This is a genomic window from Pseudoramibacter porci (assembly GCF_009696145.1).
GTDB lineage: Bacteria > Bacillota > Clostridia > Eubacteriales > Eubacteriaceae > Pseudoramibacter > Pseudoramibacter porci.
The window spans coordinates 24263-47858 of the sequence record NZ_VUMO01000001.1; the positions used below are offsets into that span (position 1 = coordinate 24263).

Here is a 23596-nt window from a genome sequence, read left to right on the forward strand (position 1 = left end):
AGTCTATTTTAGCCCCTTCAAGGGGATGCGTCAAGCCCAAATCCTCCTTCTTTAAAATTGATGATAAGCATTAAATACACACACTTCAGATCATTTGTATAAGTCCAACGATAACGATAGATAACGATATAAATGGGCTTGACGCATTTTTATTTAGAGAAAGCAGCAAACATGAAAAAAAATATCAACGCAATTGATACCCGGGACATGACCCGGGAAGAATGGCTCAAAGCGCGGCTCATCGGCATCGGCGGCAGCGACGCCGGAGCCATCGCCGGGCTGAATCCTTACCGCTCACCGGTATCCGTCTGGGCGGATAAAACCGGGCGGACGAAGGACAGCCCTGACAACGACGCCATGCGCATTGGCCGCGATCTGGAAGATTATGTCGCCAGGCGGTGGTGTGAGGCCACCGGGAAGAAGTGCCACCGCCGCAACGCGATCCTGGTCAATCCAGATTATCCGTGGATGTTAGCCAATGTGGACCGCATGGTCACCGGTGAGGACGCAGGCCTGGAAATCAAGACGGCTTCGCCTTTCGCAGCTGATCAGTGGAAGAACGGCGAGATTCCGCCGTCCTATGAAATCCAGTGCCTGCACTACATGGCTGTGACCGGCGCCAAGCGCTGGTATCTGGGAGCACTCATCTGGCCTCATATTGAAACCCGGGTGATCGAGCGGGATGAGGACGAGATCCAGACCCTGATCAAGATCGAGCAGGACTTCTGGAATGATTACATCGTCCCGAACGTGATGCCGCCGGCAGACGGTTCTAAGGACTGCGGCGATTTTATCGCGACCCTCTACCCTGAGGGCGAAGCCCAGGAAACGCCGACTGATCTATCAAAATTCAAGGACAGCTTCGCGCGGATCCGCGAGATCGACGCGCTGGCTGATCGACTGAAACAGGAGAAGGAAGCGATTAAGCAGCAGATTCAACTGGAGATGCAGGATAACGAAACCGGCATCTGCGACGGCTGGAAGGTGTCCTGGAAGAACACAAAGCCGAGGGAAACCCTCGACACCGGAAAACTCAAAAAGGAACACCCGAAACTGTACGGCATGTTGTTCGACCGGTACAGAAAAACGGGCAAATCGTCCCGCAGATTCACGATTAAGGAAATGGAGGTCTAAACATATGGCTGTAAAGGATGCCCTCGAAAAAAGGGCAAATCAGAGCGCACAGGGTGCAAGGCATGCGCCCCAAAGCATTAAGGACTGGATCAAGGTGATGGAACCGGCGATCAAGAAGGCGCTGCCTTCGGTGATCACGCCGGAGCGGTTCACCCGAATGGTGATGACCGCAGTTTCAAGCAATTCCAAGCTGGCAGAATGTACCCCGGCGAGTTTTTGCGGGGCGATGATGCAAGCGGCACAGTTGGGCTTAGAGCCTAACACGCCATTGGGTCAGGCGTACCTTATCCCATACCGCAATCACGGCAAACTGGAGTGCCAGTATCAGACCGGCTACAAGGGGTTAATCACGCTGGCGTACCGCTCTGGGCAGTTTAAAAGCATCTACGCCAAGGAAGTGTACGCGGCGGACGAGTTCAGCTACGAGTACGGCCTGGAGCCGCACCTGAAGCACATCCCTTCGACCGATCTCGACCGCGGGGAGGTTGTGTATTATTACGCCGTCTTCACGCTGATCAACGGTGGTTTTGGCTTTGAAGTCATGAGTAAGGCGGCAGTGGACGCCTTCGCCCGGAAATACTCCCAGGCGTACAAGAAAGGGTATACCAGTCCATGGCAGACCAACTTCGATGAAATGGCAAAGAAGACCGTACTCAAGCGCGTGCTGAAATACGCGCCGCTGTCCACGGAGTTCGTCAAAGAAGTCAGCGCCGATGAGACGATCAAGACGACGCTGGACGCCAATATGGTTGATCTGCCGGATGAAACACAGTATGAAATGGTTGATGAGGAAGAAGAGGATTCCTCGGCTGAAAGCAGCCAGGAAGAAGCTACGGTCGAACAGACCGTAATTGATGCAAGGTTAAAGTAAAGGTTGAAGTAAATGGCAAGACCGCAAAAAGAAGGACTTGATTACTTTCCTCTTGATTGCGGGTTCTTTCGGGATAAAAAAGCCAGGCTTGTTAAGGCAAAGTTTGGTGCAAAAGGCTTAGTGGTTCTCATTCATGTGTTCTGTGAAATCTATGAGAACCACGGCTATTATATGACTTGGGATGAAGACGACTGCCTCATGATGGCGGAAACTGTCGGTTGCGGCGCTTCACCCGAGTTGGTGTCGCAGGTTATTGAATTCTCGGCTGCGCGGTCACTGTTCGATTACACACTTTTCAGTCAGGAACAGATTTTAACCTCCAGAGGCATACAAAAGCGTTTTATTAAAAGTGCCTCAAAACGCGACAACATCCGTATGCGCAAAGACCTGTTTTTGCTGGATGAAAAAGAGATTCCGAAAGGGTCTCTGGTTAAGCTCGACTTTTTTTCGGTTTCCGGGGAGAAAACCCATGTTTCCGAACCGGAAACGTCAGTTACCGGAGAATCAATCCCTAAAGCAAAGGAAAGTAAAGTAAAGCAAAGTAGAGTAAAGAATATATATATGTCGGACAAAGCCGACATTGCAGGCGCTGACGCGCCGCACTTCGATTATCAACTCTATGCTGATTACTGGAATCATCACGTCGCAGAACCAACAGGGATCGCAGCAATCAGAAAAGCAGACAAGTGGAGCAGTACCCGCAAAAAGAATCTGAGAGCCAGAGTTAAAGCAGAAGGTGCTAAGACTGTGATCGCTGTTTTCGATCTGGTTAGTGCATCCGATTTCCTTAGCGGACGGAGCGGTAAATGGCAGGCTGATTTTGATTGGGTCCTCAAAGATGGGAACTTTCAGAAAATTATCGAGGGTAAGTTTAATAACCGGAACAGCCCGATCATGAAACATTTTACGATAGATTAGCACGAGGTGAGATATGAATAAGTTAGAGACAGGCCGGATCATGAAGATGATCAAGGCTGCTTATCCTAATTTCGATACAAACGGAGACGCTAAAGACATCACGGCGCTCTGGGCGTGGCGGTTCAAAGATGTGGACTTTAAGACCGTCCTTGAAGCTGTTGGCGACTACATCGACGGTGATCACGCTTTCGCGCCAACAGTTGGTGAGATTAAGACGATTATTAAAGGCAAGCAGCCCAAACTATCGGCGATAGATGGATGGCATGAGATTGAAAGGGCGTTAAGGGACTCCCTGACTAACGCAGAGAAAGAATTTCGTAAGCTTTCTCCGCCGGTTAAGGCTTACGTTAAAGACCCGCAGACGCTCAGGACCTTAGCGGGGTGTGATATGTCAGGCCGGTATTTCGCCGATTATCAGGAGCGCTTCTTCAAGCTCTTCTCTGCCATGCAGGAAGACACGACGCCAGACTATCCGGCACTGAACAAGCCAGAGAAATCGGTGATTGCAGAGAACAGCCGCGCGGATCGGCTGATCGAAGGCATGGCCGATCATTTTAAGATGCCAACGTGAAAGGAGAACCATGAGCAAGCAAGAGAACCCGATCCAAGCCACGAACTTAAGAGCCGTAAGCCGTGACTTAAGAGGTATCAAGGCTCGACACCCTTATACAGCGGAATCGATCGACCAGGCCGTGAAGGTCTTGGAATTTATGGACAAGCAAAAGCGCATGCGCCTTGGGCCCAAGCTTTTGATCAACGGGCTCAAGATTCCATTGATGCCGCATAGAACGTCAAAGACGTTTAAGACCGAAAATGGCATTTATTACGAGTCTGATACGATCAAGGGACTCACGTTCTACATCAACCGCCAAAAGGGCCATATCGGCATTTTTGATAGAAAGAGCGGCATTCTTGAAGTTGACTTTGACCGGCTGCCAGCATTTATCTCTGAGCTATTGGATATTGATTACATGTATGTGGATAAGGAGGATTAATTGTGGACAATTGGGTACAGTTTAGGGATTTAGAGATCAACGAGATGTTCATACACGATGGGAGCATCTGGATGAAAACCTATGAGCGAGCAAGACAGGAAGGCGGGGCGCTCAACGCCTTCGATATGCGTTTAACGTCAGCAAACTTCAAACATTTTGACGATGATGAGGCGGTGCTCACTTACAGGCCGAAGATGAGAAGAAAAGTGATGGCTTGAGATGAATAAGACAACCGCCGCCAGCGCTGGGCACTGAGCTAGCCTTATAGCAAGAAAGGAGGGAAGATTAATTAATTTCGGAATTTTTAAGTTAGTGAATGGGTTACGTCAATTATTGAGTCAGTTTCAACTGTTCGGAAAATCCGAACAGTTAGCAATATAGGGCGAGCGAGCGAATCCGGCTTTAAGTATTCAATATTAGTTTGTGATGGAAATGAATGCTGGGCAAAAGAGCAGCGGGAATAAATATGTCTGGAGAAAGTGGACATAAGAACCTCTATTTATAATTTCGTGTCATTTTCGCAAATCTATGATTCGCGCAGCGCCCAGCACTGACGGCGGTTGAGAGGAGATTAAAATGATTACTTTACAGATGTTTGACACACGAGAAGATTTATGCAAACTGACCGGGCTTAGCGAAGATGCCTTGTGGGATAAAGGATTTGAGCCCGAGGATTGGGACGTCGGATTTTGCAGTGACCAGGCGCTAACTTATACCGAATTCGATAAAGATTGCGGAGAATGGGAAGAACCGGTCTCAGGTGCTTACTGGTTGGTTCGTCAGATGGAAGATTATTGCATTGGCTATGATTGTGTAAAATTCGGCGGGAAGTACTATTACATGGTACATCACGCATAGGGGAACATTATGATTTTTATTTTATTTTTTGTTGTGCTGCCGGCGCTGATCGCGGCGGCGGTATCGCTGATCATATGCGAATGTGAAAAGGACAAGCGAGATGAAAAGAAGCTTTAATCGAGATGAGTTTGTCGGCAGTTTAGACTCTAGGCAGAAGGGCGCCCGCTATGAGCGCGAACTGGCTCGGAAGTTCCGCGCCGAAGGATACGACGCCCGCCGCGGGCAGCAGTACTGCGGCGCCAACGGGGACGCCGACGTCGTCGGTTTGCCCGGGATCCACGTCGAAGCGAAGCGCGTGGATCGGCTGCAGCTGCAAAACGCGATGGATCAGGCGGTCCGGGATGCCAGGCCGGGAGAGCTGCCGGCTGTTTTTCATCGGAAGAACAATTGTAAAACATTGGTGACGATGCGGATCGACGACTGGTTTAAGATTTATCGTGAGTGGGAGGCAGGAAATGAAGTTGATTGATAGCGACAAGTTGATTCGCGAGTTATATAAAGAATGGAGGAAAGCGAGCGACTTTGCAGATAGACGTGATAAAGAAGTTCAAATCTATGAAGACTATTGTTCTGGCTATGCCGACGCAATGGAAAGGGCAACTTTAAAAACTCTTACAGCGCCGATTGTTAGGGCCGCGCCCCAATGGATAAAGACAAGCGACGCGCTCCCGCCTGATTATTGTTATGTTGCTTTTTGCGCGAGAGAAGAGCCGATCCCAAGATTTGGATTTTTTGACAGAAAAGTGTTGTCATGCAGTTGGGATGAAAGAAAACCGACGTTTTTTGCGTTGGGCTGTTATGACATTGCAGGAACGCTCAAGAAATTTAATGCTGATGAGGTGGAATGTTGGCTCCCGGTTGAAAATCCACCAACTGGCTATTTCACACATAAAGCTTACATGGGATATAGAGATGATGAAATGGAAAAAAACTAAAGAAGAACTGCCGCCATTAAATAAGCCTATCCTGTTTAAAAACGAAAAAGGCGGAATTGTCTTAGGCACGCTGAGGACTGACACTAGAACAAGGGCACTATTATTTTATAGTTTTGAAAGTGAATGGCCGTATTTCATCGATGATGTTCAATACTGGCTATTGATTCCAGAACTACCAAAGGAGGGCGATGATGAATCTGATAAAGGCCCTTTAACTGACAGAAGAAGAGGAGAAGAAAGCATGAGACTCATTGACGCGGACGCACTTTGGGAAGAGATGGAAAAGCTTCAGAATCTCGATGGAAAGTTTGCCAACAGCTTTACAAATTCAGCTGGGCACAGATCGATCGAATTTGATCGATTGAGAGATTACATTGACAATGCGCCGACGATTTCAGAAGGAGAGAGGGGGAGCGATGGCGACGAGCAGGACGATCAGGGAGGAACAGGCATACATCCGGGATCGACGGAAATTTCTGACAAAGAAGCGCGAGAGGCTGATCGGCAGCGCCGGGCCAAACAGCTACGGGAAAGGGCAATCTTATGGGGACGCCGATGCGATCCGAGCCGATCATCATCAGGAAGCGGAAAGCGTGATGACTGAGCTGATGCGCGTCAATCGTGATCTGAAGGATCTGCGCAAATATGAAAATGATTTGAATAACCATTTGGACACAATTCATGCCATCGTCATGAGTAACAATGATCTCAATTTTAAAATCCGTGTCTTACACGATATCATTGGCCTAAACCTTCGGGAAGTAGCGGAGGAACTGGACATGTCTTATGACTATATCCGGCATGTGTCGGCAGAAATGAATGAAAAAAATTAAAATAGCACAGTTAACACCACAGTCAAGTTGAAAAATGCTGATAAAATTTTTATAGGGGAACGACTACAGATAACATTGTCTTAAATTTACCTCCCCCAATGGAGCCGGGCAGGCTCCATTTTTTATGGCAAACACATAAAAAAGCCACGGTTAATCCGTGGCTTTAGGCTGAATGATAATGCGATGGTGCTCTGAATCGATGATCTTTTCAAGCTCGACAGGTTCATCATCATTCGGTGGGATAAGGCCGCATTCACGCGCTTCAGCTGTTCCGATATTCACGGAGTAACTGGTGACGTAGCCTTTCCCATTCTTCTTTTTGGAGAGCCGGATCGGCTTTGATTTCATGTTAATCATCCTTTCTGCGTTTAAGTACGTTTACGAGATTGTAAACTGAAATGCAAAGCGCGACGATACTGATAATAAGAGCTAATTGTTGCATATTGTTCGACAATGATTTATAATTTAAGCAAGATATTCGGGGGAAGGGATGAGCTTCCCCCGTCGGCTATTTGCCTTTGTCATTAACCTGAAAGATAGCGACGATGAGGTTGATCACAGCTGTTATCAGGCTAATGACTTCGCTTAAATGAATTTTCATTGCCGATGCCTCCTTTCCTTTAGGATGATTATATTATAGCGTAACGCTAACGATTTGTAAAGGGTCTGGGGGTATTTTTATTACAAAATAATCGAATCAATTATTGCAAAACATCGGGAGACCGGTGTTTTTTTCATGCCTGAAAATGGGAAGAAAAGGGATAACCATGAAGATTGAAAATATGAACATTTACCAAGTCAAACCTTATGCAAACAATCCGAGAATCAACGACGAAGCCGTCGAATATGTAGCCAATTCTATCAAGCGCTTTGGCTTCCGCTCTCCAATCGTAGTGGATAAAAACAATGTGATTATTGCAGGACACACCAGGTTTAAAGCTGCACAACGATTAGGGTTGACTCAAGTCCCGGTGATTTGCGCCAAAGATTTGACCGACGATCAAGTGAAAGCGTATCGATTGGCGGACAACAAATCGGCAGAGATCTCAAAATGGGATTTTGAGAAATTAGATATCGAGTTGGACGACATCGATATGGATATGTCACAATTTGGATTTGATGAGATGCATTTTGATCTGGACCTGAAAGATTCAGGAGGCGATATTGATCAAGAAGACGAAGATGATGGCTATTATGGCGACGCCCGGGAAAATACATACAATCAGTACAACTTGAATGATTATGATCCGAATCGAACAGATGGGCGTTTTAACATTCCAACTTTAGCGCCGATTGATTATATGCCGGACGAATTATTAGGTTTCAATTACGCCACAGGGAGCGACGAATACGAAAAAGGCGTTCATTTTTTCATCGACGATTACCAATTTGAACGCTTATGGCGTCAGCCCAAAAAATATTTTGAGATTCTATCACGATTTGACTGTATGTTGACGCCGGATTACAGCCTTTATCTGGATATGCCTATGGCAATGAAAATCTGGAACGTGTACCGAGCGCGGATGCTCGGGCAAATGGCACAAGATCGGGGCATCAAAGTGATCCCGACACTCATGTACGCTGAACCAGACACTTATCAGTTCTGTTTCGACGGGCTGCCGAAACATAGCACTTATGCGACTTCAACAGTTGGCGTAATTCGGGACGAGGAAGCTAAAACCATTTGGATCGAAGGCATGGAAGCGGCAATCAAACGGCTTGAGCCGAAGAATTTACTCATTTACGGGTCCCCGATTGATTTTAATTACGGCGATATTAACGTGAAACACATCGAAGCGAGGAAATTTGAAAATGGTAAAGATTGATTTACAGTTGTTTGGAGGACGCGGAAGCAGCTCAGGGCGTAGACATTCTGGGGGGGCATTAGCTGCCTTTAAAAGTAATGCAAAACAATTTAATAATGCTATCCACGAAGGCCGAAAGAGATCAGCTGCGATTGTGGAATACACAGATTTGTTTGGGAAAATACATAAACGTTACTGGAACGGTGTCACTTATACTGACCGGAAGTCGTCGTTATTTACAAATGGTGATAGATATGCTCATAAAGGTGTGTATCAGGCAAAGTACAAAGAATAGGCAAAGCAATGGGTGGAAGAGGTGCGAGTAGCGGGATATCAAAAAAAGGAAATAAATATGGTTCTCAATACAACACGATACGGAAAAAAGATAAAAAGCCGTTACAAGTAGGTAACATCAAATTCATTGCTAAAAATAATCGGCAGTCAGAAACGTTGATGGAAACCATGACTAAAGGCCGTGTTTATGTTACTGTTGCCGGTAAAAATGTTTTGAGAATTACAATGTTTGATAAAAATAATCAGCGTAATAAAGTTATTGAGAAGGATCATCGAACAGGAAAGTGGCATGTGCACCATGGCTATTTGCATCGAGAATACAGTGAGAAAAAACACGACCCATTAACGCAAAACGATAAAGCGTTACTTGACAAAGTGTTGAGAATATGGAAAAATGATGAAAAGGGATAAGCGGCCGAACCGAAATCCAACGAGTATAGTGTCAAGTCAGGGAGCACGCACGAAAGTGAAGTCCGGGTCCAAATCCCGGTACGAGGGGAAGAGATGCAGCGATGCGTCTCTTTTTTTATTAGGAGGAATTGAAATGGGTGGAAGAGGAGCAAGCTCCGGAAAAAAAGGTAGGAGTAATGGCGGATCAGGATCTTCAATTGAAAAGTTAACTGCGCGAATCGAACGGTTGCAAAAACGAGAAGAGAAATTGGAAGCACAACAAAGAGCGATTTATCGCGCTTCATGGAACCCTTTTAAATTACGAATGGAAGAAAATGCTTATCAGAAATGGTTAAAACTTGGAGATCAGCAACGTGCATTTAGGAAAAAAAGAGCAGAATTAACGGAAAAACGTGCCGAACTCAGACGGCAAGCTGAAGAAAAAAATCAGTCACCGAAGAAAAAGCTTAATGGTTACGGAGAAGCCACAAGTCGAGATATTACCTCAACCACTTATGAGAGAGCACAAAGAAGGCTGCAAAGAGATGTTGCAAATTTTATTGGCCGAAATAGATAAGTAAAGGCAGTATCATCTATGGGTGGACGCGGTGCGAGTAGTTATCGGGTTATCAAACGGTTGAAAAATTACCAAAGAGCAACTATCCCGAGGCATAAAATGACAGATTATTTATTAAATCCTAATGGAGATAAAAATAAAGCTGATTTCTTTAAAACCTTGGGCTATAATATGAAAAATAGAGAGCGGTTGAAAAAAGATATTTTGGCAAAATTGAAAATGAACAAAGCGCTTTCTTATGGGAAAAATATAAATGGCGATGAAGTTTTTCAAGTTAACATGCTTTTAGGCATTAGTAAAAAGCGTATGGTGGCAACTGGATGGGTTATTCCAAAGGGGAGTAAGGCGCCAAGACTTGTGACAGCGTACCACAATAAAAAACTGAAAGGCAGATCAAAACAGTGATTTTTCATCTTCATGATAAGGTAAGAATAAAAGAAACTGGAGAGATAGGTTTCATAGTCTGGGTCAGTGACAGTTTAAAAGATGATTGTTATCTTGTAGAAATAATGGGCAGAAATGAAATGCCGAAATTTTATGGAGAAAACCAAATTGAAATTGTTCAAACTTTTGAGGAGTGGAACAAATGAGAAGGAGCAAAATGATGGCAGTGTTAAGGATCAAATATGTTCTAAAGAATCAATTGCTTTATCAAAACGCTCTGCGGATATTCCAAGGCAAGACATACAATCAACATCTAACACTTCATCATCATGCGATTTGAGATAATCACAAATCTGTTGTTCGGTATGGTTCATAACCTTATCCTTTCCATTTGATTTCACTACGGAGATAGTGATGAAATCATTGTAGCACAGGAGAAGTTTAAGCACTCGGAAGCGGGTGCTTTTTTTGTATTCAAAAATGGGTGAAATATGGCCAAATCAATCATGAAAGAATGGACAGACGAAGCCCATTTGACACTTTTGAAAGAGTGTAAACGCAAGGGCATGACGGATGCCCAAATTGCAAAAGAGATTATTGGAATCAGTAACACGACTTTATACAGTTGGAAAAAGAAGAATGTGAAGATTCTGAATGCCTTAAAAAAGGGCAAAGATTTTTACGAAGCAGAAGCGGTTTTCACGCTGATCGACACCTTTAAAGGGCATTACGTTGACGAAGAACGCGAAGAAATCTGGGCAGACGGCGAGGGCAAGCTCACGTCCAAGCACAAAGTGGTCACCAAGCGATGGATCGAGCCCAACATGACCGCCATCATCTTCTATCTCAAAAGCCAGGCGGGGTGGCGGGATAAAGCTCTAGTACAAGTAAATGATAATGAGGAGGTGCAAATCGTTGACGATATCTAAGTTGAGATTGAGCGAGATGATCAGCCCCGCCTTTTACGACATGCACCGCGACATCAAAAAACACGGTCATCAGGAATATGTACTCTATGGCGGCAGAGGCTCGACTAAATCATCTTTCATCTCAATCGAAGTGGTCCTGCTGATCAAAAAGTATGAAAACCTGCACGCCGTCATCTTAAGAAAAGTCGGCAGCACCATCAGAACCTCGGTATTTAATCAATACTTGTGGGCCATTGACGAGCTTGGTCTCACATCAGAATTTAAAGTCACCAAAGCCCCGCCAGAGCTCACGCGGCTGAAAACCGGCCAGAAAATCATGTTTTTAGGGTTGGATGATCCACAGAAATTAAAATCGCTTAAAGTGCCCTTTGGCTATGTCGGCATTTTGCACTTTGAAGAATTGGACCAATACGCCGGGCCGGAAGAAGTCCGAAATGTTGAGCAGTCTGTACTTAGAGGCGGAGATGCCTTTTATTCTTTTAAAAGCTTCAACCCGCCCATCACGATGAGTAATTGGGCCAATCAATACGTGCAAACGCCAAAACCGGACTGCATGCTCAACCATTCCACCTATCTCACCACACCAGCGCAATGGCTTGGGCAAAAATTTATTGACGATGCGGAATTTCTTAAAGAAAAAAACGAACGGGCATATAAGCACGAATACTTAGGCATTCCGACTGGGACCGGTGGCAACGTGTTTGAAAATGTGGAAATCAAGGCGATTACAGACGATGAGATCAAAGGATTCGACCGCATTTTCAAGGGCATTGACTGGGGGTGGTATCCGGACCCCACCGCCTTTGACGAAATGTATTTCTCAAGCGCAAAGCGGGAGCTCTATATCTTCAAAGAGCTGCACGTGAATAAGATGCGTTCAACTGATGTAGCAGCCAATCTCGAAAAAATCGGCGTCAACAAGTATGAGCGGATCACAGCAGATAAAGAGTTGGAAACCATAGCCGATTTCAGATCGTGGGGGTGGAACATGCGCCCGGCGGTAAAAGGGCCGGGTTCCATCACATATGGGATGAAATGGCTGCAATCTCTCAATAAAATCATCATCGATCCGATAAGATGCCCACACACCAAAGAAGAATTTATTAAGTATGAATATGAGCGAGATCGGAACGGCGACGTTATTTCTGGTTATCCCGACAAGGATAATCACCACATTGATGCCGTTCGTTATGCACTTGAGCAATATTGGAGCAGACGAGGACAATAGACCATGTTTGACAGATTAAAATCATTGATACAGGGGGTATTTGGGAATATGATCGGCCGGCAGGATATTCAAAACGCGTTTCATATCGACGCAGCCATGACCACAGAAATGGAAAACGCGATTGCGTTATGGGCTGCCGCTTATCGCGGCGAAGCACCTTGGCAGCTAGAAAGCAACGCTAAATCCCTAAACTTACCCGTCAGCATCTCAAAAGAGATCGCGCGGCTTGTCACTGTTGAATTCTCTTCAGAAGTCTCGAATGATCCATGGTTGAACGAACAATATCAAAAGGTCACCGCGCAGCTGAGAAACCGCATTCAGCGCGGCATCGCCTTAGGCGGAATGATCTTCAAGCCCTATCTGATTAATGGCGAAATTGCCATCGATTATGTGCCAGAAGGCTATTTTGTGCCGACGCGATACAGCTCGACCGGCGAGATCACAGGGCTTGTGCTGCCAGAGTATAAAACCATCGGCGAATATACTTATACACGGCTCGAACATCACGAATTTGACAAACAAGCCAAAACGTACACCATTGAAAATAGAGCGTACAAAAAGTATCAAACCGCAGCAGATCACATTTTAGGGACGCCGTGTGCCTTAACTGATGTTGAGGGCTGGGCAGATTTACAACCCAAAAGTACGTATACGAATGTTTACGCCCCGTTATTTTCGTACTTCCGGATGCCGGGAGACAACATTATCGACAGCGTAACCCCACTCGGCGTGTCGATTTACGCCGATGCGCTGCCGCTCATTGAAGATGCAGACCGGCAATATTCAAGAATTGACTGGGAATACACCGCAAAAGAAGCCGCAATCGACGTCGACCGTTCAGCCATCATGCAGGATGCAAAAGGCCGGCCCATTTACCCGGCTGGAAAAGAGCGACTGTTCAGAACGTTAGACTTCGGAACCGGTATCGGCGATACCTATCACGTATACGACCCGCCGATTCGCGACGCGTCTCTATACAACGGCCTCAACGAAATATTAAGACGCATTGAATTTTCCTGCTGCTTGGCTTACGGGACACTTTCAGATCCCAATGATATTGAACGGACAGCGACGGAAATCAACTCCAGCCGTCAGCGCTCATTCTCTCTTGTCAAAGATACACAAATGGCCTTACAGCGAGCACTTGAAGGGCTGATCGAGGCCATCAACTGCTGGGCGCAGATCGGCGGTATTCAGCGTTACAATCCCAAGCTGGAAATCACGTTCAATTGGGATGATTCCATTGTCATTGATAAGCAAACCGAATTAGCTGCCATGCAGGCTGATGTGGCTGCAGGGATTTTGAAACCGGAGCTGTATCTTATGAAAAAATATGGGGTCAGCGAAAAAGAAGCCCTTGACATGATGCCGGAGAAAGAAAATCCAATCGAAACGCTTTTGCAAGGGGCAGAAACAGAGGCCGAAGGCAAGCCGCCCGACGAAAACAAAACGAACGGATCTGAAACCTGATGTTATACCCAAAAGATTTAGACCGACTGACCGAAAGCATCTACGATGAGAGCTTTGAGGATTACTGCCTGAAGAAATATGCAAAAGTTCTCTCACAGGCCGACACCATTACAGATGAACAGATCATGCAGGCCGCCAACGAGGTCAAAGCCGAAGCCGACCGGAGAAAAAGACAAACCGAGCGCAACACATTATCCGCCTTGTGTGCGCTTTTTTTGTTGTCCAAAAAACGGGACAAGAAACTTTACCAGGCAGCAGAAAAAGCGGGTACCATCACCAAAGTTGACGGGCAGTACAAGAAAGTCCTGGCACAGGATGAGCTTGTGGGCACCGTCACAGGTGAGACGATCCCTTCAAACTTCAGCCGCATTACCAAGCAAGAGCTCAGGACGGTTATCGCCCCCTCTTATAAAACCGCCAAAAATGGGATTGAAGCAGCTTATCAAAACGTGGGGTATCAATCCCATGTGCGTTATGGGAAGGTGGAATATAAGCCCGTATACAAAGCGTATGCGGACGCCGTGGCCATCGCCAGAAGACAGGTACAATCCGGGGTGAAGGCGTACGAGCAGGCCATCAGTGAGGCGATTGATGCGTGTGAAGGGCTTAAAGCCATTCAATACGATTCCGGCGTGAATACGTCCATTGAAGCGGCGGTGCGACGGGCTGTTATGACCGGCGCCAATCAAATGGCTCAGGACATGAATGACAAAAGTATTGAAGCGCTTGGCGCGGAGTACGTTGAAGTCTCTGCCCATGAAGGTGCGAGACCGTCCCACGCTGAATGGCAGGGGAAAGTTTATAAGATTCACGGACGGGATAAAAAGCACAAGAACCTCTATGAGGCCACCGGACTCGGCACTGTCACCGGTTTGCTCGGCGCTAACTGCCGTCATACCTATTATCCATTCTTTCCAGGCATTTCAGAGCCGGTATACTCTAAAGAGGAATTGGCGAGCCTTGATCCGCCACCGGTTACATACAACGGCAAAACCTATTCCTATTACGAAGTCACCCAGCGTCAGCGGGCCTATGAACGTGCGATCCGCAAGACCCGCAAGCGGATCATGATGAAAGAAGAAGCTGGACTCGATCTGACGAAAGATAAGGCGCTGCTTCAGAAGCAGATGAAAAATTATAAAGTCTTCTCCAAGGCCACAGGCCAGTGGGCGAAGTGGGGAAGGACGAGAGTAGGGAAAGTAATGAGCAAAACAACCAATAATATTGTCGTTTCTGGCGCAAGAATTACAAATCCTTATAGCAAGAAGGCACAAGCATTTGCGAACTCTTTCTATTCTGAAATCATGAAAAAATCAACAGACTGTAAAAAGATTGCTGATAGGCTGGGCTATCCCGAAGAAGATATTAAATCTATCAAAAACTATTTGTTTTCTGGTGAGCCAAGATGGTATAATGAATTTACAGGAAAGATGGAGCCATTCATTCCCGATTGCGCGATTGCGCAAAGTTGGCAGCGCCTTGCAGAAGGTAAGGAAAAGGATATTAAGCAGCATGATCGAACACTGATCAACCATGAAATGCTTGAGATGAAAATAAAAAGAGAAAATCCAGGAATTGATCATACGGTGGCGCATGAAATGGCGAGTACTAAATACAATTATTCTAAGGAGTCTGGAGAGTATTATGATTCGCTTGCTAAACTTAAAAAAAACAGGTGATTTAATCACAGGTGATTATTGCTATGAGGACAAAAACGATATTGGCAATTTTCAGTATAATATCAAAAATGACAGCTATGATTCCGTGAAATATAACGCTCAGGACGAAAAATATAATGCCGCATATGGTTTTGGAAGAATCATTCAGATCTTGCGGCAAATGGTGAAATACAACAGGTATCCCGACCATATGGTTTATATGTGGTATTGACAGTAAAGGAGACTTATAAGCACTCAGAAATGGGTGCTTTTTTAGTGCAATGAAACAGGAGAGCACATGGAAAAGTTAAAGATTGAATATTTGCCAGTTGATGATTTAGAACCGTATGAAAACAACACACGTCGTCATGAGGATTATGATGTGGAGCAGATCGCGACAAGCATTAAGAAGTACGGCTTTGACGATCCGATCGGCATCTGGAGCGACCACAACGTCATTGTGGAAGGTCACGGCAGGCTGGAAGCGGCAAAACGCCTCGGCATGGCAGAAGTGCCGGTTATCCGCCTTGACCACTTGACTGATCAAGAGCGCCGGGAATATGCCATTATGCACAACAAAACGGCGGAGCTGTCAAACTGGGATTTTGAAGCACTGGACATGGAACTGGAGGATTTGGATTTTGGCGATTTTGAGGTGGATTTCGGAGATTTCTCTTTTGACAACAATGAGGCAAATGTTCAAGAAGATGAGTTTGATGAAGAACTACCAGAAGAACCTAAAACAAAACCCGGCGATATTTATCAACTCGGCAGACATCGTTTGATGTGTGGTAATTCCCTTGATATAAATAATGTAAAGAATCTCATGGGGGGGGGCGAAAGCCGACATGTTCTTAACTGATCCACCCTATAATGTGGATTATACTGGCAAAACTAAAGACATGTTAAAAATTGAAAATGATAAATTTGAATCTGACAATGCTTTTAGGCAATTCCTCCGAGACGCTTTTTCAAATGCAGACAGTGTTATGAAGTCTGGTGCTGTCTTTTATATCTGGCACGCCGATTCAGAAGGATATAACTTCCGAGGCGCTTGCAAAGATGTTGGCTGGCAAATCAGGGAGTGTTTGGTATGGAATAAAAACGCTTTTGTCTTAGGCAGACAAGATTACCAGTGGAAACACGAACCATGCCTTTACGGATGGAAAGATGGTGCACCCCACTTGTGGACGTCTGATAGAAAGCAGGCAACCGTAATAGATTTTGACCGGCCAAATGTATCTAATTTACATCCGACGATGAAACCCATCGGTTTGTTTGATTACCTCATAAGAAATAATACTAAAGATCGGGATATTGTGCTTGACCTGTTCAGTGGAAGCGGAACGTCGATCATGGCTTGTGAGCAAAACGAGCGCGTGGCGTATGGTATGGAATGTGATCCAAGATACGTTGATGTCACTGTCGAACGTTGGCAAGAATTCACTGGCGAAAAAGCTAAATTGATTAGACGAACATGATGACGCACATCACAAGCGAAATCTGGCGACAGTGGCTGAAATGACAAGGTGCTGATCGAAAAACAGATGCGCCAATGCAAAGTCTTCTCCAAGGCCACAGGCCAGTGGGCGAAGTGGGGAAGGACGAGAGTAGGGAAGAACAATACAAAGAACACTATAAGTGTGAATATGCCAGCTTATTTAAATCAAGTCAGAGGATCGAAGAAATTCCAAGGCGATTTCACGCAGTATTTTAAAAGCGAATTGAGCAGAATTCCAAAATTACATGCCGATGCGCTGCAGAATTATGTAAAAGAAATCAGGGTAGTTGATGAAAATGAACCATCACGATATAATAGAAAAACAAGGATTCTATATCTTAAAGCCACCGCCGGAAAAGGTGATTTGACACACGAACTCGGTCACGCCCTTGAAACGATGCTTGAACTTTACAACGATCCTGAATATAAAAAAGTTAGAGATAGCGGGCTGTCTGAAAAAATAAGTGTCTTTTCCAAGGAGATTAAAACGGAAGTCCGAGAAGGTAATCGAGAAATCCGGTATCTTGATAACGAAAAATTTCTATCAACCTATCAGGGATTTATTAACAAAGTTGATTCGCAGGGAAACGAATGGATAACAAAAGATGGAAATCTAAATACCAATGTTTTAATTGAATATTTTTCGGAAGGGTATCGTTATTACTGCACGAATCCTAAATTATTAAAGAAAAAGGACAAAGCTTTGTTTGATTTTATTGCGGGGATATCATGAATAAGAAAGCATATGAAGAAGCACTGAAAACAGATTCCGCTTTAGAACTTGTGCGTATTATGTATAAGAACGGTTACAATTTGCCGGAAATTAATCAATGGCCAAAGGAACTTCGAGAAAGATATGAGAATTTAACAGCGCACCTTAGCAATGATTTTAATATCGTTAAGGAATTTTTCTAGGTATAATAAAGTGTGAGAATATGAAAAAGAAGGAGATAACTCATGAATGAAGAGCTGCGATAGACAAAAATTGAAGCATTTGTGACTTTTCGTAAAAAATCTTAAATCAATGATAGAATATTTACAAAATCCAATCATTTTATTATAATATCCATAGAAAAATAAATTGGAGACTTTCTTGATCGGCAAAAACGAAGTCAAGCAATATTTATTAGTTGTATGTGAACTGGTTCGCAAAGGCCAGTACCATATTGAACGCAATGAAAACAGAGAAGCAAATGACGCATTGTTTCTCAATTATCTGATTGATGAACGGAAAGCGGCGGAGATCATCACACAGCTTGAAGTTAATGATTTTTGTGGACGTGTAGAAGACCGTTCGCTTCAGTCGAGCGAAATGTTATATATATTTGGCAGAAATGTGACGCTTCAAAAACGATTTGAAGATGGTTTTGACGAGGTCGAACTTTATATCAAACTAAAAAAGACCAAGAACCATTTTGTGGTTGTCATTTCTTTCCATGAAAGCAAATATCCGATGGAGTATTATTTTGAAAAATGAGAAAGGAGAATCGCGATGAATAATAGAAAATATACATTTTGTTCGTTTTGCGAAAATGAAGTCTCTTATTCTCTTCAAAAGAAAACTGTTAAAAGAACAATCCGAGGAAAAGATTACCAATTCGTTATTACCGAAGCGTACTGTGATAAATGTGGTTGCCAAGTTACGCCACGCGGTTTAATTGATCAAAATGTTAGAGAAATAGACACACAATATCGGAAAGAAGAAGGTATTGTTTCAGTTGATGATATTCAAAAGTTATCTGATGTTTACAATATTGGGAAAGAACCATTATCATTAGCGCTTGGTTTCGGAAAGGTAACGATTAGTCGTTATCTTGACGGTCAAGTTCCATCAAAAGAATATTCTGATGTAATACGTCGTGCACTCGCTTCGCCGAGTTATATGAAAGAAATGCTTCAGGCGCATAAAGAAAGTATCAGTCAGATCGCTTTTGAGAAGTCGGAAAGAGCAATTAATAATCTTATGCTGACGGCAAAAGTGCCAGAAAAAACGCGTAACGTGATCACTTGTATTTTTGAAAAATTAGAAGAAATTACGCCGTTATCTCTTCAGAAATTATTATATTTCGTTCAAGGTATTTCGCTTGCGACAACTGGGCTGGCAATTATTGAAGAAGATTGTGAAGCATGGATTCATGGCCCCGTTTTTCCAGATGTTTATAATTTATTTAAGAATTTCAAATATAATCCGATTGATGATGAGAGATTTCCGTATGTTAAATGGTCTGACGGGCAACTAAATGATGTTGAGAAACAGATCATTGACTTGGTTGCCAAAACGTTTGGACAATACAGCGGAAAAGCGCTTGAGGGTATAACGCATAAAGAGATACCATGGATAAATGCTAGACGTGGTTACGCTTCAGATGAACGATCGAATGAAATCATAAGTAAAGAGCAGATAAAGCAATATTTTTTGCAGGTGTATGATAATTTTGATATGTTGTCAGTTGAAGGTATCAATCATTATATAGCTCATATGCGGAAATCGGCATAATATTAAGATAAAATAGCATCGCTTAGGCGGTGCTTTTTTAGTGCCTGAAAGGGCTTACCAAGGGCTTAGTAAGGGCTTACCAAGGGCTTAGTAAGGTGTTACCAAGGGCTTAGAAAGAGGTTGAAAGGAAGAAAAAATGAAAGAATTAAAAGAAACAATTGCGGACATGACTAGCACAGATTACAGAAGACGTATGGCAGCAGAATACAATCAGTTGAAAATCCGAGTGGAGAAACTTGAAAACATGCTTGATGATTTGGACGCAGGGACACTGCCATTTACGCCAAGATGTCCACGCAGTCTGTTATACTGTCAGTACCGCGCTATGTTGAAATATTTGAATGCACTGGAACTCCGCGCAGCGGTAGAAGGCATTATGCTATAACAAGGCAGGATAACAGGAGAATTATGAAACTATTCTTTACAATTGTCGGCGCCATTCTAGCGGCCGACGCCATTAAATCGCTCATTACGCTGGCTATTGCCGCAATTGTCACATTAAAAGATTGAAATTTCACAACGCTGAAAGGCGTTTTTTTATTGTTTACAAATAAGGAGAAAACACGATGACATTGAGCCCAGGCCGAATTTGTGCTGCTATGAGTTGTTTTTCGTTCAAAGGATTAACCGATGGCATGAGAGGATATGCTTGGGAGCAGAAACAAGCCAATACTCGATTAAAAAATGTATTTGATGAAGGAAAGATCGTAAAGCCACGCACAGTTAAAAAGCTCAAGAGGCAAAATGTATATCAAAAGTCTTGCGAGAGAAAACGTGAGAATAGGGTATTTGACACCCTCACAGATTATACACGACTAAAGAAGGAGCGGGAATATGGGTACCTAAAAGAAGCCGGATTAGGAGACATGGCAGACTATTTTGATTGTGATCCACGGCGATAAGGAACTCAGTAAGAAAAATGATAGAGAAGGACGCATAACCATTTTAACCCTGACGATTTTAATTAAATCGTCACAGTTACGAATTTAACCGCGACGAAATTAACCAAAACGTCGTGGTTTTTTATTGCCCTGAGCATGGCGGTTAAAAGGCTTCGTCCTGTCACATGACGTTAAACCGCGTCACATTTTCGGCTTGGCGCAAGCCGGTTAACATGCGCTCCGATAAGTTGTGGAGTGAACCACGGTTAAAAAATCGATTCGGGAAAGGAAGATTTATGGCATTAAAGGACATCTTAACTAAAGCATTTGACGGCCAGGCATTGACACAGGATCAGTTTGAAAAGGCGCTCGAAAAACAGAATGCGAAACTGTTTGATTTGAATGACGGTGAATTTATCGCAAAAGATAAATACGATCGCAAAGTCAATGAGCTGAAAGACACGCAGAAAGAAACGCAGGAAGCGCTTCAGAAACAGCTCGATGACGCCAATAAACAGATCAAAGCGTTTAATGACATGGACATTGACGGAATTAAACAGGCCACAAAAGATTGGGAAGAAAAGTACAATACCGATACCCAGGCGCTTAAAGACCAAATGGCAGCGCGAGAAAAAGAATACGCGGCGCGGGATTATTTGGGACAGTATCAATTCACATCCGATCTGGCTAAAAAAGCGGCTTTGTCTGAATTTCTTGCTCAAGATTTCAAATATGACGGCGGTAAATTTTTAGGTGCCGACGATTATATGAAACAGATGCAGGAAACGCAGCCCGGCGCATTCGTCAAAGAGCAAACGAAACAAGATGGCCCGCAAGCCGCGTCAGCGCCCACCATGACAGAGGATACAGAGGGCGTAAATAAAGGCGGCGGCTTTAATTTCCACTTCACAGGTGTAAGAAAAACGAGGTAATGACTTATGGCAGTTAATTATGCAGAACAGTATGCACAGGCATTAGCGAATGCTTTTCCAAATGTGTTGCATTTCGGTGCGCTTTATAACACAGAAAACAATTCGCAGTACAAATTTATCGATGCAAATACGATAAAAGTTCCGGTTGTAAAAACAGGCGGCCGTGTAGATGGTACGCTTGATAAGATTGAATCCTTCACACGTAATTATCAGAATGAATGGGAAACCAAGACGCTTGATAATTACAGAAAATGGAAAACACTTGTACCACCTGAAGATATTCAGTTCTCTAATCAGGTGTTGTCCATTCAAAATATCACAAAGTCGTTTAATGAATTTCAAAAATTTCCTGAAATGGATGCCTATTGTGTCTCGAAAATTTATGCGGATTGGGTGGCACAGTCCAAGACAGCGTCGACGACCGCCTTAACCGTTGACAATGTATTATCAGAATTTGACAAGATGATGCAGGCTGAAACCGAAGCGAACACGCCTGAAATGGGGCGGATCCTCTATGTCACGCCGCAGACGTCAACACTGATCAAACAGGCAAAAGAAGTCACACGGGCGATCGATATCAAGGACGCAGGGACGTCAATCAATCGCCGCGTCACAGACATTGATTTGGTACAGGTGGAAGTCGTTCCCTCTGAATTGATGAAAACCGCTTATGACTTTACGGCCGGTTATAAAGTGGGCTCAAGCGCGCAGCAGATTAATATGATGCTGATTCATCCGCAGGCTGTCATTACACCGGTTGCCTATACGTACAGCCAACTCGATGCGCCGTCCGCCGGATCCGAAGGTAAATATCTGTATTACGAAGAATCTTATGAAGATGTCTTCATTCTCAATCAGAGAGCGGACGCAATTCAATTTAACGTCACAGCGACTGCTTAAGGGGTGAAAAATGATTCATGTAATCAAAGCCAATAAAGAACTCACAATCAATGAAAGCGAGCTCGATTATTACAAAAGCCGGGGATATGAAGAAATAAAACCGGAAAAGCCGAAAAAACGGGCGGCAGCGAAAAATGCTGACGGCTGACTTTGATTTTTATCAGTCTGTCTATGGCGGCTTTTCTGATGAGGCCGCCTTTAACCGGCTGATTAAAAGAGCATCGCGGATTTGCGATTATTATTGTTTTGGCCGCATTGCCAAGCATGGAGATAGCTTCACAGAAAACACCGCAGATAACGTTAAATTAGCGGAATGCGCAGTATTTGACAAGCTTATCGCAGAAGAGACCCAATTACAGGCGCATGATGGGCGTGTGATTGCAAGTGAAGGTATTGGGGATAAAAGTGAATCCTATGTGACGCCGTCGGCACAAGAATTATTGACTTACAATGCACAGGCCTGGTATCAAGCGGTGAAACCCTATTTGATGGAAACAGGTTTAATGTACCGGGGGTTTGAAGGTGAAGGCGACAATCTTTCATAAAACGTGGGATGCCGCGGAAGAATGTGATCGTTATGACAAAACGGTCGTGAACGCGCTTCATATCCAAAATGAGCAGGCTTTGATCATCAGCGGTAAAACGGTTTATTCAGGCGATCAGTTAATTTTTTATTTGCCGATCGGCACGACGGTCGATAAAGAAGACATGATTGCCAAAGGTGAATGCCCAATAGAAGGTGAAACGAAAGCGGAGCTTTTAGATGCGGGGTGTTTGCTTGTGACATCTGTGCACGTCTTAGATTATGGATCAGCACACATGCAGCATATTAAGGTGATAGCAAAATGAGTAAAGTCAACATCGATACAGCGCGGATTTTATCATCACGTGGATTGTCTAAAGGTGGTTTGGCACAGCGATTTTTCACCAGCACGATGCGCCGTCATATGGATAAATACGTGAAGAAAGATAACGGCGTTTTGAAGAATACCGCGGTTGAATCCGTGGATTCAATCACATTTGTCACCCCATATGCACATAGGCAGTACACGACAGAGAACACCCGTGAGGGCAAACCGGTACGCGGCCCATATTGGGATAAGCGATGCTGGGCAGCGGAAGGCGAGACGATTACAAAGGAAGTGGCACGCTTTGTAGGAGGTAAAGCCAAGTGAGCGAAAGCATATTGAAAGCAGTTCGGCTTTTTATCAAGAACCAATGCCCTTGTCTCGGGACGTATAAAAAAGGGATTGGTGTTGATCAGCTTGGTGCGGATCCGATCGCTTATGTAATCGAGCCTTTGCCGGTCAATCCGATTGTGAAGCAGTATATCAATGGCGACAGCGTACGCCGCTTTTCTTTCGTGTTTGCGTCAACGCGTTATTATGGCAGCGATGTTCTCACCAATCTTGAAAATTCCAATTTTTTCAGCGAGTTTTCCGATTGGCTGGAAAAATGCTCAAGAGAGGGCACCTTGCCTAACCTAGGCGAGAAAAAAGAACCGTGGGCGCTCAAAGCGACGGACACGGGCTATCTCATGAACGAACAGGCTAATACAGCTCGGTACCAAATCGAGTGTGAATTACAATATTATCAGGAGGCATAA

General features: G+C 44.3%; 38 protein-coding genes. 36 read left to right on the plus strand and 2 right to left on the minus strand.

The genetic code is table 11. The annotated features are described in order from the left end of the window. Window positions 1–171: 171 nt before the first annotated feature. The 11 genes from FYJ52_RS00175 (at window position 172) to FYJ52_RS00225 (ending at window position 6544) form a co-directional block, all read left to right on the plus strand. Entirely contained in the window at window positions 172–1134 is a 963-nt protein-coding gene (locus tag FYJ52_RS00175) for a YqaJ viral recombinase family nuclease (protein ID WP_235901441.1), read from the plus strand. Window positions 1135–1138: 4 nt separating this feature from the next. Continuing rightward, window positions 1139–2005 (plus strand): recombinase RecT, encoded by an 867-nt coding sequence (locus FYJ52_RS00180; protein WP_154575247.1) that lies wholly within the window; start codon window positions 1139–1141, stop codon window positions 2003–2005. A 12-nt stretch (window positions 2006–2017) separates the two neighbouring features. Then, entirely contained in the window at window positions 2018–2923 is a 906-nt protein-coding gene (locus FYJ52_RS00185) for a DUF4373 domain-containing protein (protein ID WP_154575248.1), read from the plus strand. Window positions 2924–2936: 13 nt separating this feature from the next. Continuing rightward, window positions 2937–3494 carry a replicative helicase loader/inhibitor gene (locus FYJ52_RS00190; RefSeq protein WP_154575249.1) on the plus strand — a complete coding sequence of 186 codons (558 nt, stop codon included), beginning with the start codon at window positions 2937–2939 and terminating at the stop codon, window positions 3492–3494. Between the two features lie 10 nt (window positions 3495–3504). Further along, window positions 3505–3918: a hypothetical protein gene (locus tag FYJ52_RS00195; RefSeq protein WP_154575250.1), complete on the plus strand. Its 414-nt coding sequence runs from the start codon at window positions 3505–3507 to the stop codon at window positions 3916–3918. A 71-nt stretch (window positions 3919–3989) separates the two neighbouring features. Next, window positions 3990–4136 (plus strand): hypothetical protein, encoded by a 147-nt coding sequence (locus FYJ52_RS00200; RefSeq protein ID WP_205960704.1) that lies wholly within the window; start codon window positions 3990–3992, stop codon window positions 4134–4136. Window positions 4137–4494: 358 nt separating this feature from the next. Then, complete coding sequence (locus FYJ52_RS00205; protein WP_154575252.1) at window positions 4495–4776, plus strand: hypothetical protein; 282 nt, start codon at window positions 4495–4497, stop codon at window positions 4774–4776. Between the two features lie 100 nt (window positions 4777–4876). Continuing rightward, on the plus strand, window positions 4877–5245 hold the full coding sequence (locus FYJ52_RS00210) for a hypothetical protein (protein ID WP_154575253.1): 369 nt from the start codon (window positions 4877–4879) through the stop codon (window positions 5243–5245). Beyond that, a complete protein-coding gene (locus FYJ52_RS00215; RefSeq protein ID WP_154575254.1) occupies window positions 5232–5711 on the plus strand; it encodes a hypothetical protein in 480 nt (159 codons plus the stop codon). Before FYJ52_RS00210 ends, FYJ52_RS00215 begins: the two co-directional genes overlap by 14 nt. Beyond that, window positions 5689–6315: a hypothetical protein gene (locus FYJ52_RS00220; protein WP_154575255.1), complete on the plus strand. Its 627-nt coding sequence runs from the start codon at window positions 5689–5691 to the stop codon at window positions 6313–6315. Before FYJ52_RS00215 ends, FYJ52_RS00220 begins: the two co-directional genes overlap by 23 nt. Continuing rightward, window positions 6308–6544, plus strand: a complete 237-nt coding sequence (locus FYJ52_RS00225) for a hypothetical protein (protein ID WP_154575256.1) — start codon at window positions 6308–6310, stop codon at window positions 6542–6544. The genes FYJ52_RS00220 and FYJ52_RS00225 overlap by 8 nt, the downstream gene beginning before the upstream one ends. Before the next feature lie 150 nt (window positions 6545–6694). Here the strand turns inward: FYJ52_RS00225 and FYJ52_RS00230 are convergent, their stop codons facing one another. Next, a complete protein-coding gene (locus FYJ52_RS00230; RefSeq protein WP_154575257.1) occupies window positions 6695–6892 on the minus strand; it encodes a hypothetical protein in 198 nt (65 codons plus the stop codon). A gap of 419 nt (window positions 6893–7311) precedes the next feature. Here FYJ52_RS00230 and FYJ52_RS00235 point away from each other — a divergent pair, with 419 nt between their 5' ends. The 5 genes from FYJ52_RS00235 (at window position 7312) to FYJ52_RS00255 (ending at window position 10015) form a co-directional block, all read left to right on the plus strand. Further along, window positions 7312–8370: a DUF4417 domain-containing protein gene (locus FYJ52_RS00235; protein WP_154575258.1), complete on the plus strand. Its 1059-nt coding sequence runs from the start codon at window positions 7312–7314 to the stop codon at window positions 8368–8370. After that, window positions 8357–8644 (plus strand): hypothetical protein, encoded by a 288-nt coding sequence (locus FYJ52_RS00240; RefSeq protein ID WP_154575259.1) that lies wholly within the window; start codon window positions 8357–8359, stop codon window positions 8642–8644. The genes FYJ52_RS00235 and FYJ52_RS00240 overlap by 14 nt, the downstream gene beginning before the upstream one ends. Window positions 8645–8652: 8 nt before the next feature. Continuing rightward, window positions 8653–9054, plus strand: a complete 402-nt coding sequence (locus tag FYJ52_RS00245; RefSeq protein ID WP_154575260.1) for a hypothetical protein — start codon at window positions 8653–8655, stop codon at window positions 9052–9054. A 133-nt stretch (window positions 9055–9187) separates the two neighbouring features. Continuing rightward, the gene (locus FYJ52_RS00250) at window positions 9188–9610 is read left to right on the plus strand and encodes a hypothetical protein (protein WP_154575261.1); all 423 of its coding nucleotides are present in this window, start codon (window positions 9188–9190) and stop codon (window positions 9608–9610) included. An 18-nt stretch (window positions 9611–9628) separates the two neighbouring features. Continuing rightward, window positions 9629–10015, plus strand: a complete 387-nt coding sequence (locus FYJ52_RS00255) for a DUF6883 domain-containing protein (RefSeq protein WP_154575262.1) — start codon at window positions 9629–9631, stop codon at window positions 10013–10015. 215 nt (window positions 10016–10230) lie between these two features. On the opposite strand, the gene FYJ52_RS00260 is transcribed toward FYJ52_RS00255, so the two are convergent. After that, on the minus strand, window positions 10231–10368 hold the full coding sequence (locus tag FYJ52_RS00260) for a hypothetical protein (protein WP_154575263.1): 138 nt from the start codon (window positions 10366–10368) through the stop codon (window positions 10231–10233). Between the two features lie 117 nt (window positions 10369–10485). Between FYJ52_RS00260 and FYJ52_RS00265 the strand changes: the two genes are divergently transcribed. The 20 genes from FYJ52_RS00265 (at window position 10486) to FYJ52_RS00355 (ending at window position 23596) form a co-directional block, all read left to right on the plus strand. Next, a complete protein-coding gene (locus tag FYJ52_RS00265) occupies window positions 10486–10923 on the plus strand; it encodes a helix-turn-helix domain-containing protein (RefSeq protein WP_154575264.1) in 438 nt (145 codons plus the stop codon). After that, a complete protein-coding gene (locus tag FYJ52_RS00270; RefSeq protein ID WP_235901443.1) occupies window positions 10910–12151 on the plus strand; it encodes a PBSX family phage terminase large subunit in 1242 nt (413 codons plus the stop codon). The genes FYJ52_RS00265 and FYJ52_RS00270 overlap by 14 nt, the downstream gene beginning before the upstream one ends. A 3-nt stretch (window positions 12152–12154) precedes the next feature. After that, entirely contained in the window at window positions 12155–13621 is a 1467-nt protein-coding gene (locus tag FYJ52_RS00275) for a phage portal protein (RefSeq protein ID WP_154575266.1), read from the plus strand. Beyond that, complete coding sequence (locus FYJ52_RS00280) at window positions 13621–15300, plus strand: phage minor capsid protein (protein ID WP_154575267.1); 1680 nt, start codon at window positions 13621–13623, stop codon at window positions 15298–15300. The genes FYJ52_RS00275 and FYJ52_RS00280 overlap by 1 nt, the downstream gene beginning before the upstream one ends. Continuing rightward, window positions 15266–15511: a hypothetical protein gene (locus FYJ52_RS00285; RefSeq protein ID WP_154575268.1), complete on the plus strand. Its 246-nt coding sequence runs from the start codon at window positions 15266–15268 to the stop codon at window positions 15509–15511. Before FYJ52_RS00280 ends, FYJ52_RS00285 begins: the two co-directional genes overlap by 35 nt. Window positions 15512–15577: 66 nt before the next feature. Next, complete coding sequence (locus FYJ52_RS10000; RefSeq protein ID WP_205960707.1) at window positions 15578–16141, plus strand: ParB/Srx family N-terminal domain-containing protein; 564 nt, start codon at window positions 15578–15580, stop codon at window positions 16139–16141. After that, the gene (locus FYJ52_RS10005) at window positions 16128–16760 is read left to right on the plus strand and encodes a DNA-methyltransferase (RefSeq protein WP_205960708.1); all 633 of its coding nucleotides are present in this window, start codon (window positions 16128–16130) and stop codon (window positions 16758–16760) included. The genes FYJ52_RS10000 and FYJ52_RS10005 overlap by 14 nt, the downstream gene beginning before the upstream one ends. A 48-nt stretch (window positions 16761–16808) precedes the next feature. Beyond that, complete coding sequence (locus FYJ52_RS00295; protein ID WP_154575269.1) at window positions 16809–17513, plus strand: hypothetical protein; 705 nt, start codon at window positions 16809–16811, stop codon at window positions 17511–17513. Continuing rightward, the gene (locus tag FYJ52_RS00300) at window positions 17510–17695 is read left to right on the plus strand and encodes a hypothetical protein (RefSeq protein WP_154575270.1); all 186 of its coding nucleotides are present in this window, start codon (window positions 17510–17512) and stop codon (window positions 17693–17695) included. The genes FYJ52_RS00295 and FYJ52_RS00300 overlap by 4 nt, the downstream gene beginning before the upstream one ends. Window positions 17696–17873: 178 nt before the next feature. After that, window positions 17874–18257, plus strand: a complete 384-nt coding sequence (locus tag FYJ52_RS00305; RefSeq protein WP_154575271.1) for a hypothetical protein — start codon at window positions 17874–17876, stop codon at window positions 18255–18257. Window positions 18258–18272: 15 nt separating this feature from the next. After that, a complete protein-coding gene (locus FYJ52_RS00310) occupies window positions 18273–19277 on the plus strand; it encodes a type II toxin-antitoxin system antitoxin SocA domain-containing protein (protein ID WP_154575272.1) in 1005 nt (334 codons plus the stop codon). Window positions 19278–19413: 136 nt separating this feature from the next. After that, window positions 19414–19662 (plus strand): crAss001_48 related protein, encoded by a 249-nt coding sequence (locus FYJ52_RS00315; protein WP_154575273.1) that lies wholly within the window; start codon window positions 19414–19416, stop codon window positions 19660–19662. A 181-nt stretch (window positions 19663–19843) separates the two neighbouring features. Further along, complete coding sequence (locus tag FYJ52_RS00320; RefSeq protein ID WP_154575274.1) at window positions 19844–20179, plus strand: hypothetical protein; 336 nt, start codon at window positions 19844–19846, stop codon at window positions 20177–20179. Window positions 20180–20454: 275 nt separating this feature from the next. Next, window positions 20455–21090: a phage scaffolding protein gene (locus FYJ52_RS00325; RefSeq protein WP_205960709.1), complete on the plus strand. Its 636-nt coding sequence runs from the start codon at window positions 20455–20457 to the stop codon at window positions 21088–21090. Window positions 21091–21096: 6 nt separating this feature from the next. Next, the gene (locus FYJ52_RS00330; RefSeq protein ID WP_154575276.1) at window positions 21097–21990 is read left to right on the plus strand and encodes a capsid protein; all 894 of its coding nucleotides are present in this window, start codon (window positions 21097–21099) and stop codon (window positions 21988–21990) included. 10 nt (window positions 21991–22000) lie between these two features. Further along, entirely contained in the window at window positions 22001–22138 is a 138-nt protein-coding gene (locus FYJ52_RS00335; RefSeq protein WP_154575277.1) for a hypothetical protein, read from the plus strand. After that, complete coding sequence (locus tag FYJ52_RS00340; protein ID WP_154575278.1) at window positions 22125–22535, plus strand: head-tail connector protein; 411 nt, start codon at window positions 22125–22127, stop codon at window positions 22533–22535. The genes FYJ52_RS00335 and FYJ52_RS00340 overlap by 14 nt, the downstream gene beginning before the upstream one ends. Then, entirely contained in the window at window positions 22513–22839 is a 327-nt protein-coding gene (locus tag FYJ52_RS00345; protein ID WP_154575279.1) for a DUF6751 family protein, read from the plus strand. The genes FYJ52_RS00340 and FYJ52_RS00345 overlap by 23 nt, the downstream gene beginning before the upstream one ends. Then, window positions 22836–23165 carry a minor capsid protein gene (locus FYJ52_RS00350; protein WP_154575280.1) on the plus strand — a complete coding sequence of 110 codons (330 nt, stop codon included), beginning with the start codon at window positions 22836–22838 and terminating at the stop codon, window positions 23163–23165. Before FYJ52_RS00345 ends, FYJ52_RS00350 begins: the two co-directional genes overlap by 4 nt. Continuing rightward, window positions 23162–23596 carry a chloramphenicol resistance protein gene (locus FYJ52_RS00355; protein ID WP_154575281.1) on the plus strand — a complete coding sequence of 145 codons (435 nt, stop codon included), beginning with the start codon at window positions 23162–23164 and terminating at the stop codon, window positions 23594–23596. The genes FYJ52_RS00350 and FYJ52_RS00355 overlap by 4 nt, the downstream gene beginning before the upstream one ends.

Coding starts and splice junctions, on each gene's coding strand:
- FYJ52_RS00340 (WP_154575278.1), top strand. CDS start 22,125: ATGCTGACGGCTGACTTTGATTTTTATCAGTCTGTCTATGGCGGCTTT.
- FYJ52_RS00185 (WP_154575248.1), top strand. CDS start 2,018: ATGGCAAGACCGCAAAAAGAAGGACTTGATTACTTTCCTCTTGATTGC.
- FYJ52_RS00175 (WP_235901441.1), top strand. CDS start 172: ATGAAAAAAAATATCAACGCAATTGATACCCGGGACATGACCCGGGAA.
- FYJ52_RS00180 (WP_154575247.1), top strand. CDS start 1,139: ATGGCTGTAAAGGATGCCCTCGAAAAAAGGGCAAATCAGAGCGCACAG.
- FYJ52_RS00300 (WP_154575270.1), top strand. CDS start 17,510: ATGAATAAGAAAGCATATGAAGAAGCACTGAAAACAGATTCCGCTTTA.
- FYJ52_RS00280 (WP_154575267.1), top strand. CDS start 13,621: ATGTTATACCCAAAAGATTTAGACCGACTGACCGAAAGCATCTACGAT.
- FYJ52_RS00330 (WP_154575276.1), top strand. CDS start 21,097: ATGGCAGTTAATTATGCAGAACAGTATGCACAGGCATTAGCGAATGCT.
- FYJ52_RS00275 (WP_154575266.1), top strand. CDS start 12,155: ATGTTTGACAGATTAAAATCATTGATACAGGGGGTATTTGGGAATATG.
- FYJ52_RS10005 (WP_205960708.1), top strand. CDS start 16,128: ATGTTCTTAACTGATCCACCCTATAATGTGGATTATACTGGCAAAACT.
- FYJ52_RS00265 (WP_154575264.1), top strand. CDS start 10,486: ATGGCCAAATCAATCATGAAAGAATGGACAGACGAAGCCCATTTGACA.
- FYJ52_RS00240 (WP_154575259.1), top strand. CDS start 8,357: ATGGTAAAGATTGATTTACAGTTGTTTGGAGGACGCGGAAGCAGCTCA.
- FYJ52_RS00200 (WP_205960704.1), top strand. CDS start 3,990: ATGAAAACCTATGAGCGAGCAAGACAGGAAGGCGGGGCGCTCAACGCC.
- FYJ52_RS00260 (WP_154575263.1), bottom strand. CDS start 10,368: ATGAACCATACCGAACAACAGATTTGTGATTATCTCAAATCGCATGAT.
- FYJ52_RS00335 (WP_154575277.1), top strand. CDS start 22,001: ATGATTCATGTAATCAAAGCCAATAAAGAACTCACAATCAATGAAAGC.
- FYJ52_RS00285 (WP_154575268.1), top strand. CDS start 15,266: ATGATTCGCTTGCTAAACTTAAAAAAAACAGGTGATTTAATCACAGGT.
- FYJ52_RS00235 (WP_154575258.1), top strand. CDS start 7,312: ATGAAGATTGAAAATATGAACATTTACCAAGTCAAACCTTATGCAAAC.
- FYJ52_RS00195 (WP_154575250.1), top strand. CDS start 3,505: ATGAGCAAGCAAGAGAACCCGATCCAAGCCACGAACTTAAGAGCCGTA.
- FYJ52_RS00315 (WP_154575273.1), top strand. CDS start 19,414: ATGAAAGAATTAAAAGAAACAATTGCGGACATGACTAGCACAGATTAC.
- FYJ52_RS00310 (WP_154575272.1), top strand. CDS start 18,273: ATGAATAATAGAAAATATACATTTTGTTCGTTTTGCGAAAATGAAGTC.
- FYJ52_RS00220 (WP_154575255.1), top strand. CDS start 5,689: ATGATGAAATGGAAAAAAACTAAAGAAGAACTGCCGCCATTAAATAAG.
- FYJ52_RS00230 (WP_154575257.1), bottom strand. CDS start 6,892: ATGAAATCAAAGCCGATCCGGCTCTCCAAAAAGAAGAATGGGAAAGGC.
- FYJ52_RS00320 (WP_154575274.1), top strand. CDS start 19,844: ATGACATTGAGCCCAGGCCGAATTTGTGCTGCTATGAGTTGTTTTTCG.
- FYJ52_RS00225 (WP_154575256.1), top strand. CDS start 6,308: ATGACTGAGCTGATGCGCGTCAATCGTGATCTGAAGGATCTGCGCAAA.
- FYJ52_RS00350 (WP_154575280.1), top strand. CDS start 22,836: ATGAGTAAAGTCAACATCGATACAGCGCGGATTTTATCATCACGTGGA.
- FYJ52_RS00325 (WP_205960709.1), top strand. CDS start 20,455: ATGGCATTAAAGGACATCTTAACTAAAGCATTTGACGGCCAGGCATTG.
- FYJ52_RS00215 (WP_154575254.1), top strand. CDS start 5,232: ATGAAGTTGATTGATAGCGACAAGTTGATTCGCGAGTTATATAAAGAA.
- FYJ52_RS00210 (WP_154575253.1), top strand. CDS start 4,877: ATGAAAAGAAGCTTTAATCGAGATGAGTTTGTCGGCAGTTTAGACTCT.
- FYJ52_RS10000 (WP_205960707.1), top strand. CDS start 15,578: ATGGAAAAGTTAAAGATTGAATATTTGCCAGTTGATGATTTAGAACCG.
- FYJ52_RS00190 (WP_154575249.1), top strand. CDS start 2,937: ATGAATAAGTTAGAGACAGGCCGGATCATGAAGATGATCAAGGCTGCT.
- FYJ52_RS00255 (WP_154575262.1), top strand. CDS start 9,629: ATGGGTGGACGCGGTGCGAGTAGTTATCGGGTTATCAAACGGTTGAAA.
- FYJ52_RS00250 (WP_154575261.1), top strand. CDS start 9,188: ATGGGTGGAAGAGGAGCAAGCTCCGGAAAAAAAGGTAGGAGTAATGGC.
- FYJ52_RS00245 (WP_154575260.1), top strand. CDS start 8,653: ATGGGTGGAAGAGGTGCGAGTAGCGGGATATCAAAAAAAGGAAATAAA.
- FYJ52_RS00205 (WP_154575252.1), top strand. CDS start 4,495: ATGATTACTTTACAGATGTTTGACACACGAGAAGATTTATGCAAACTG.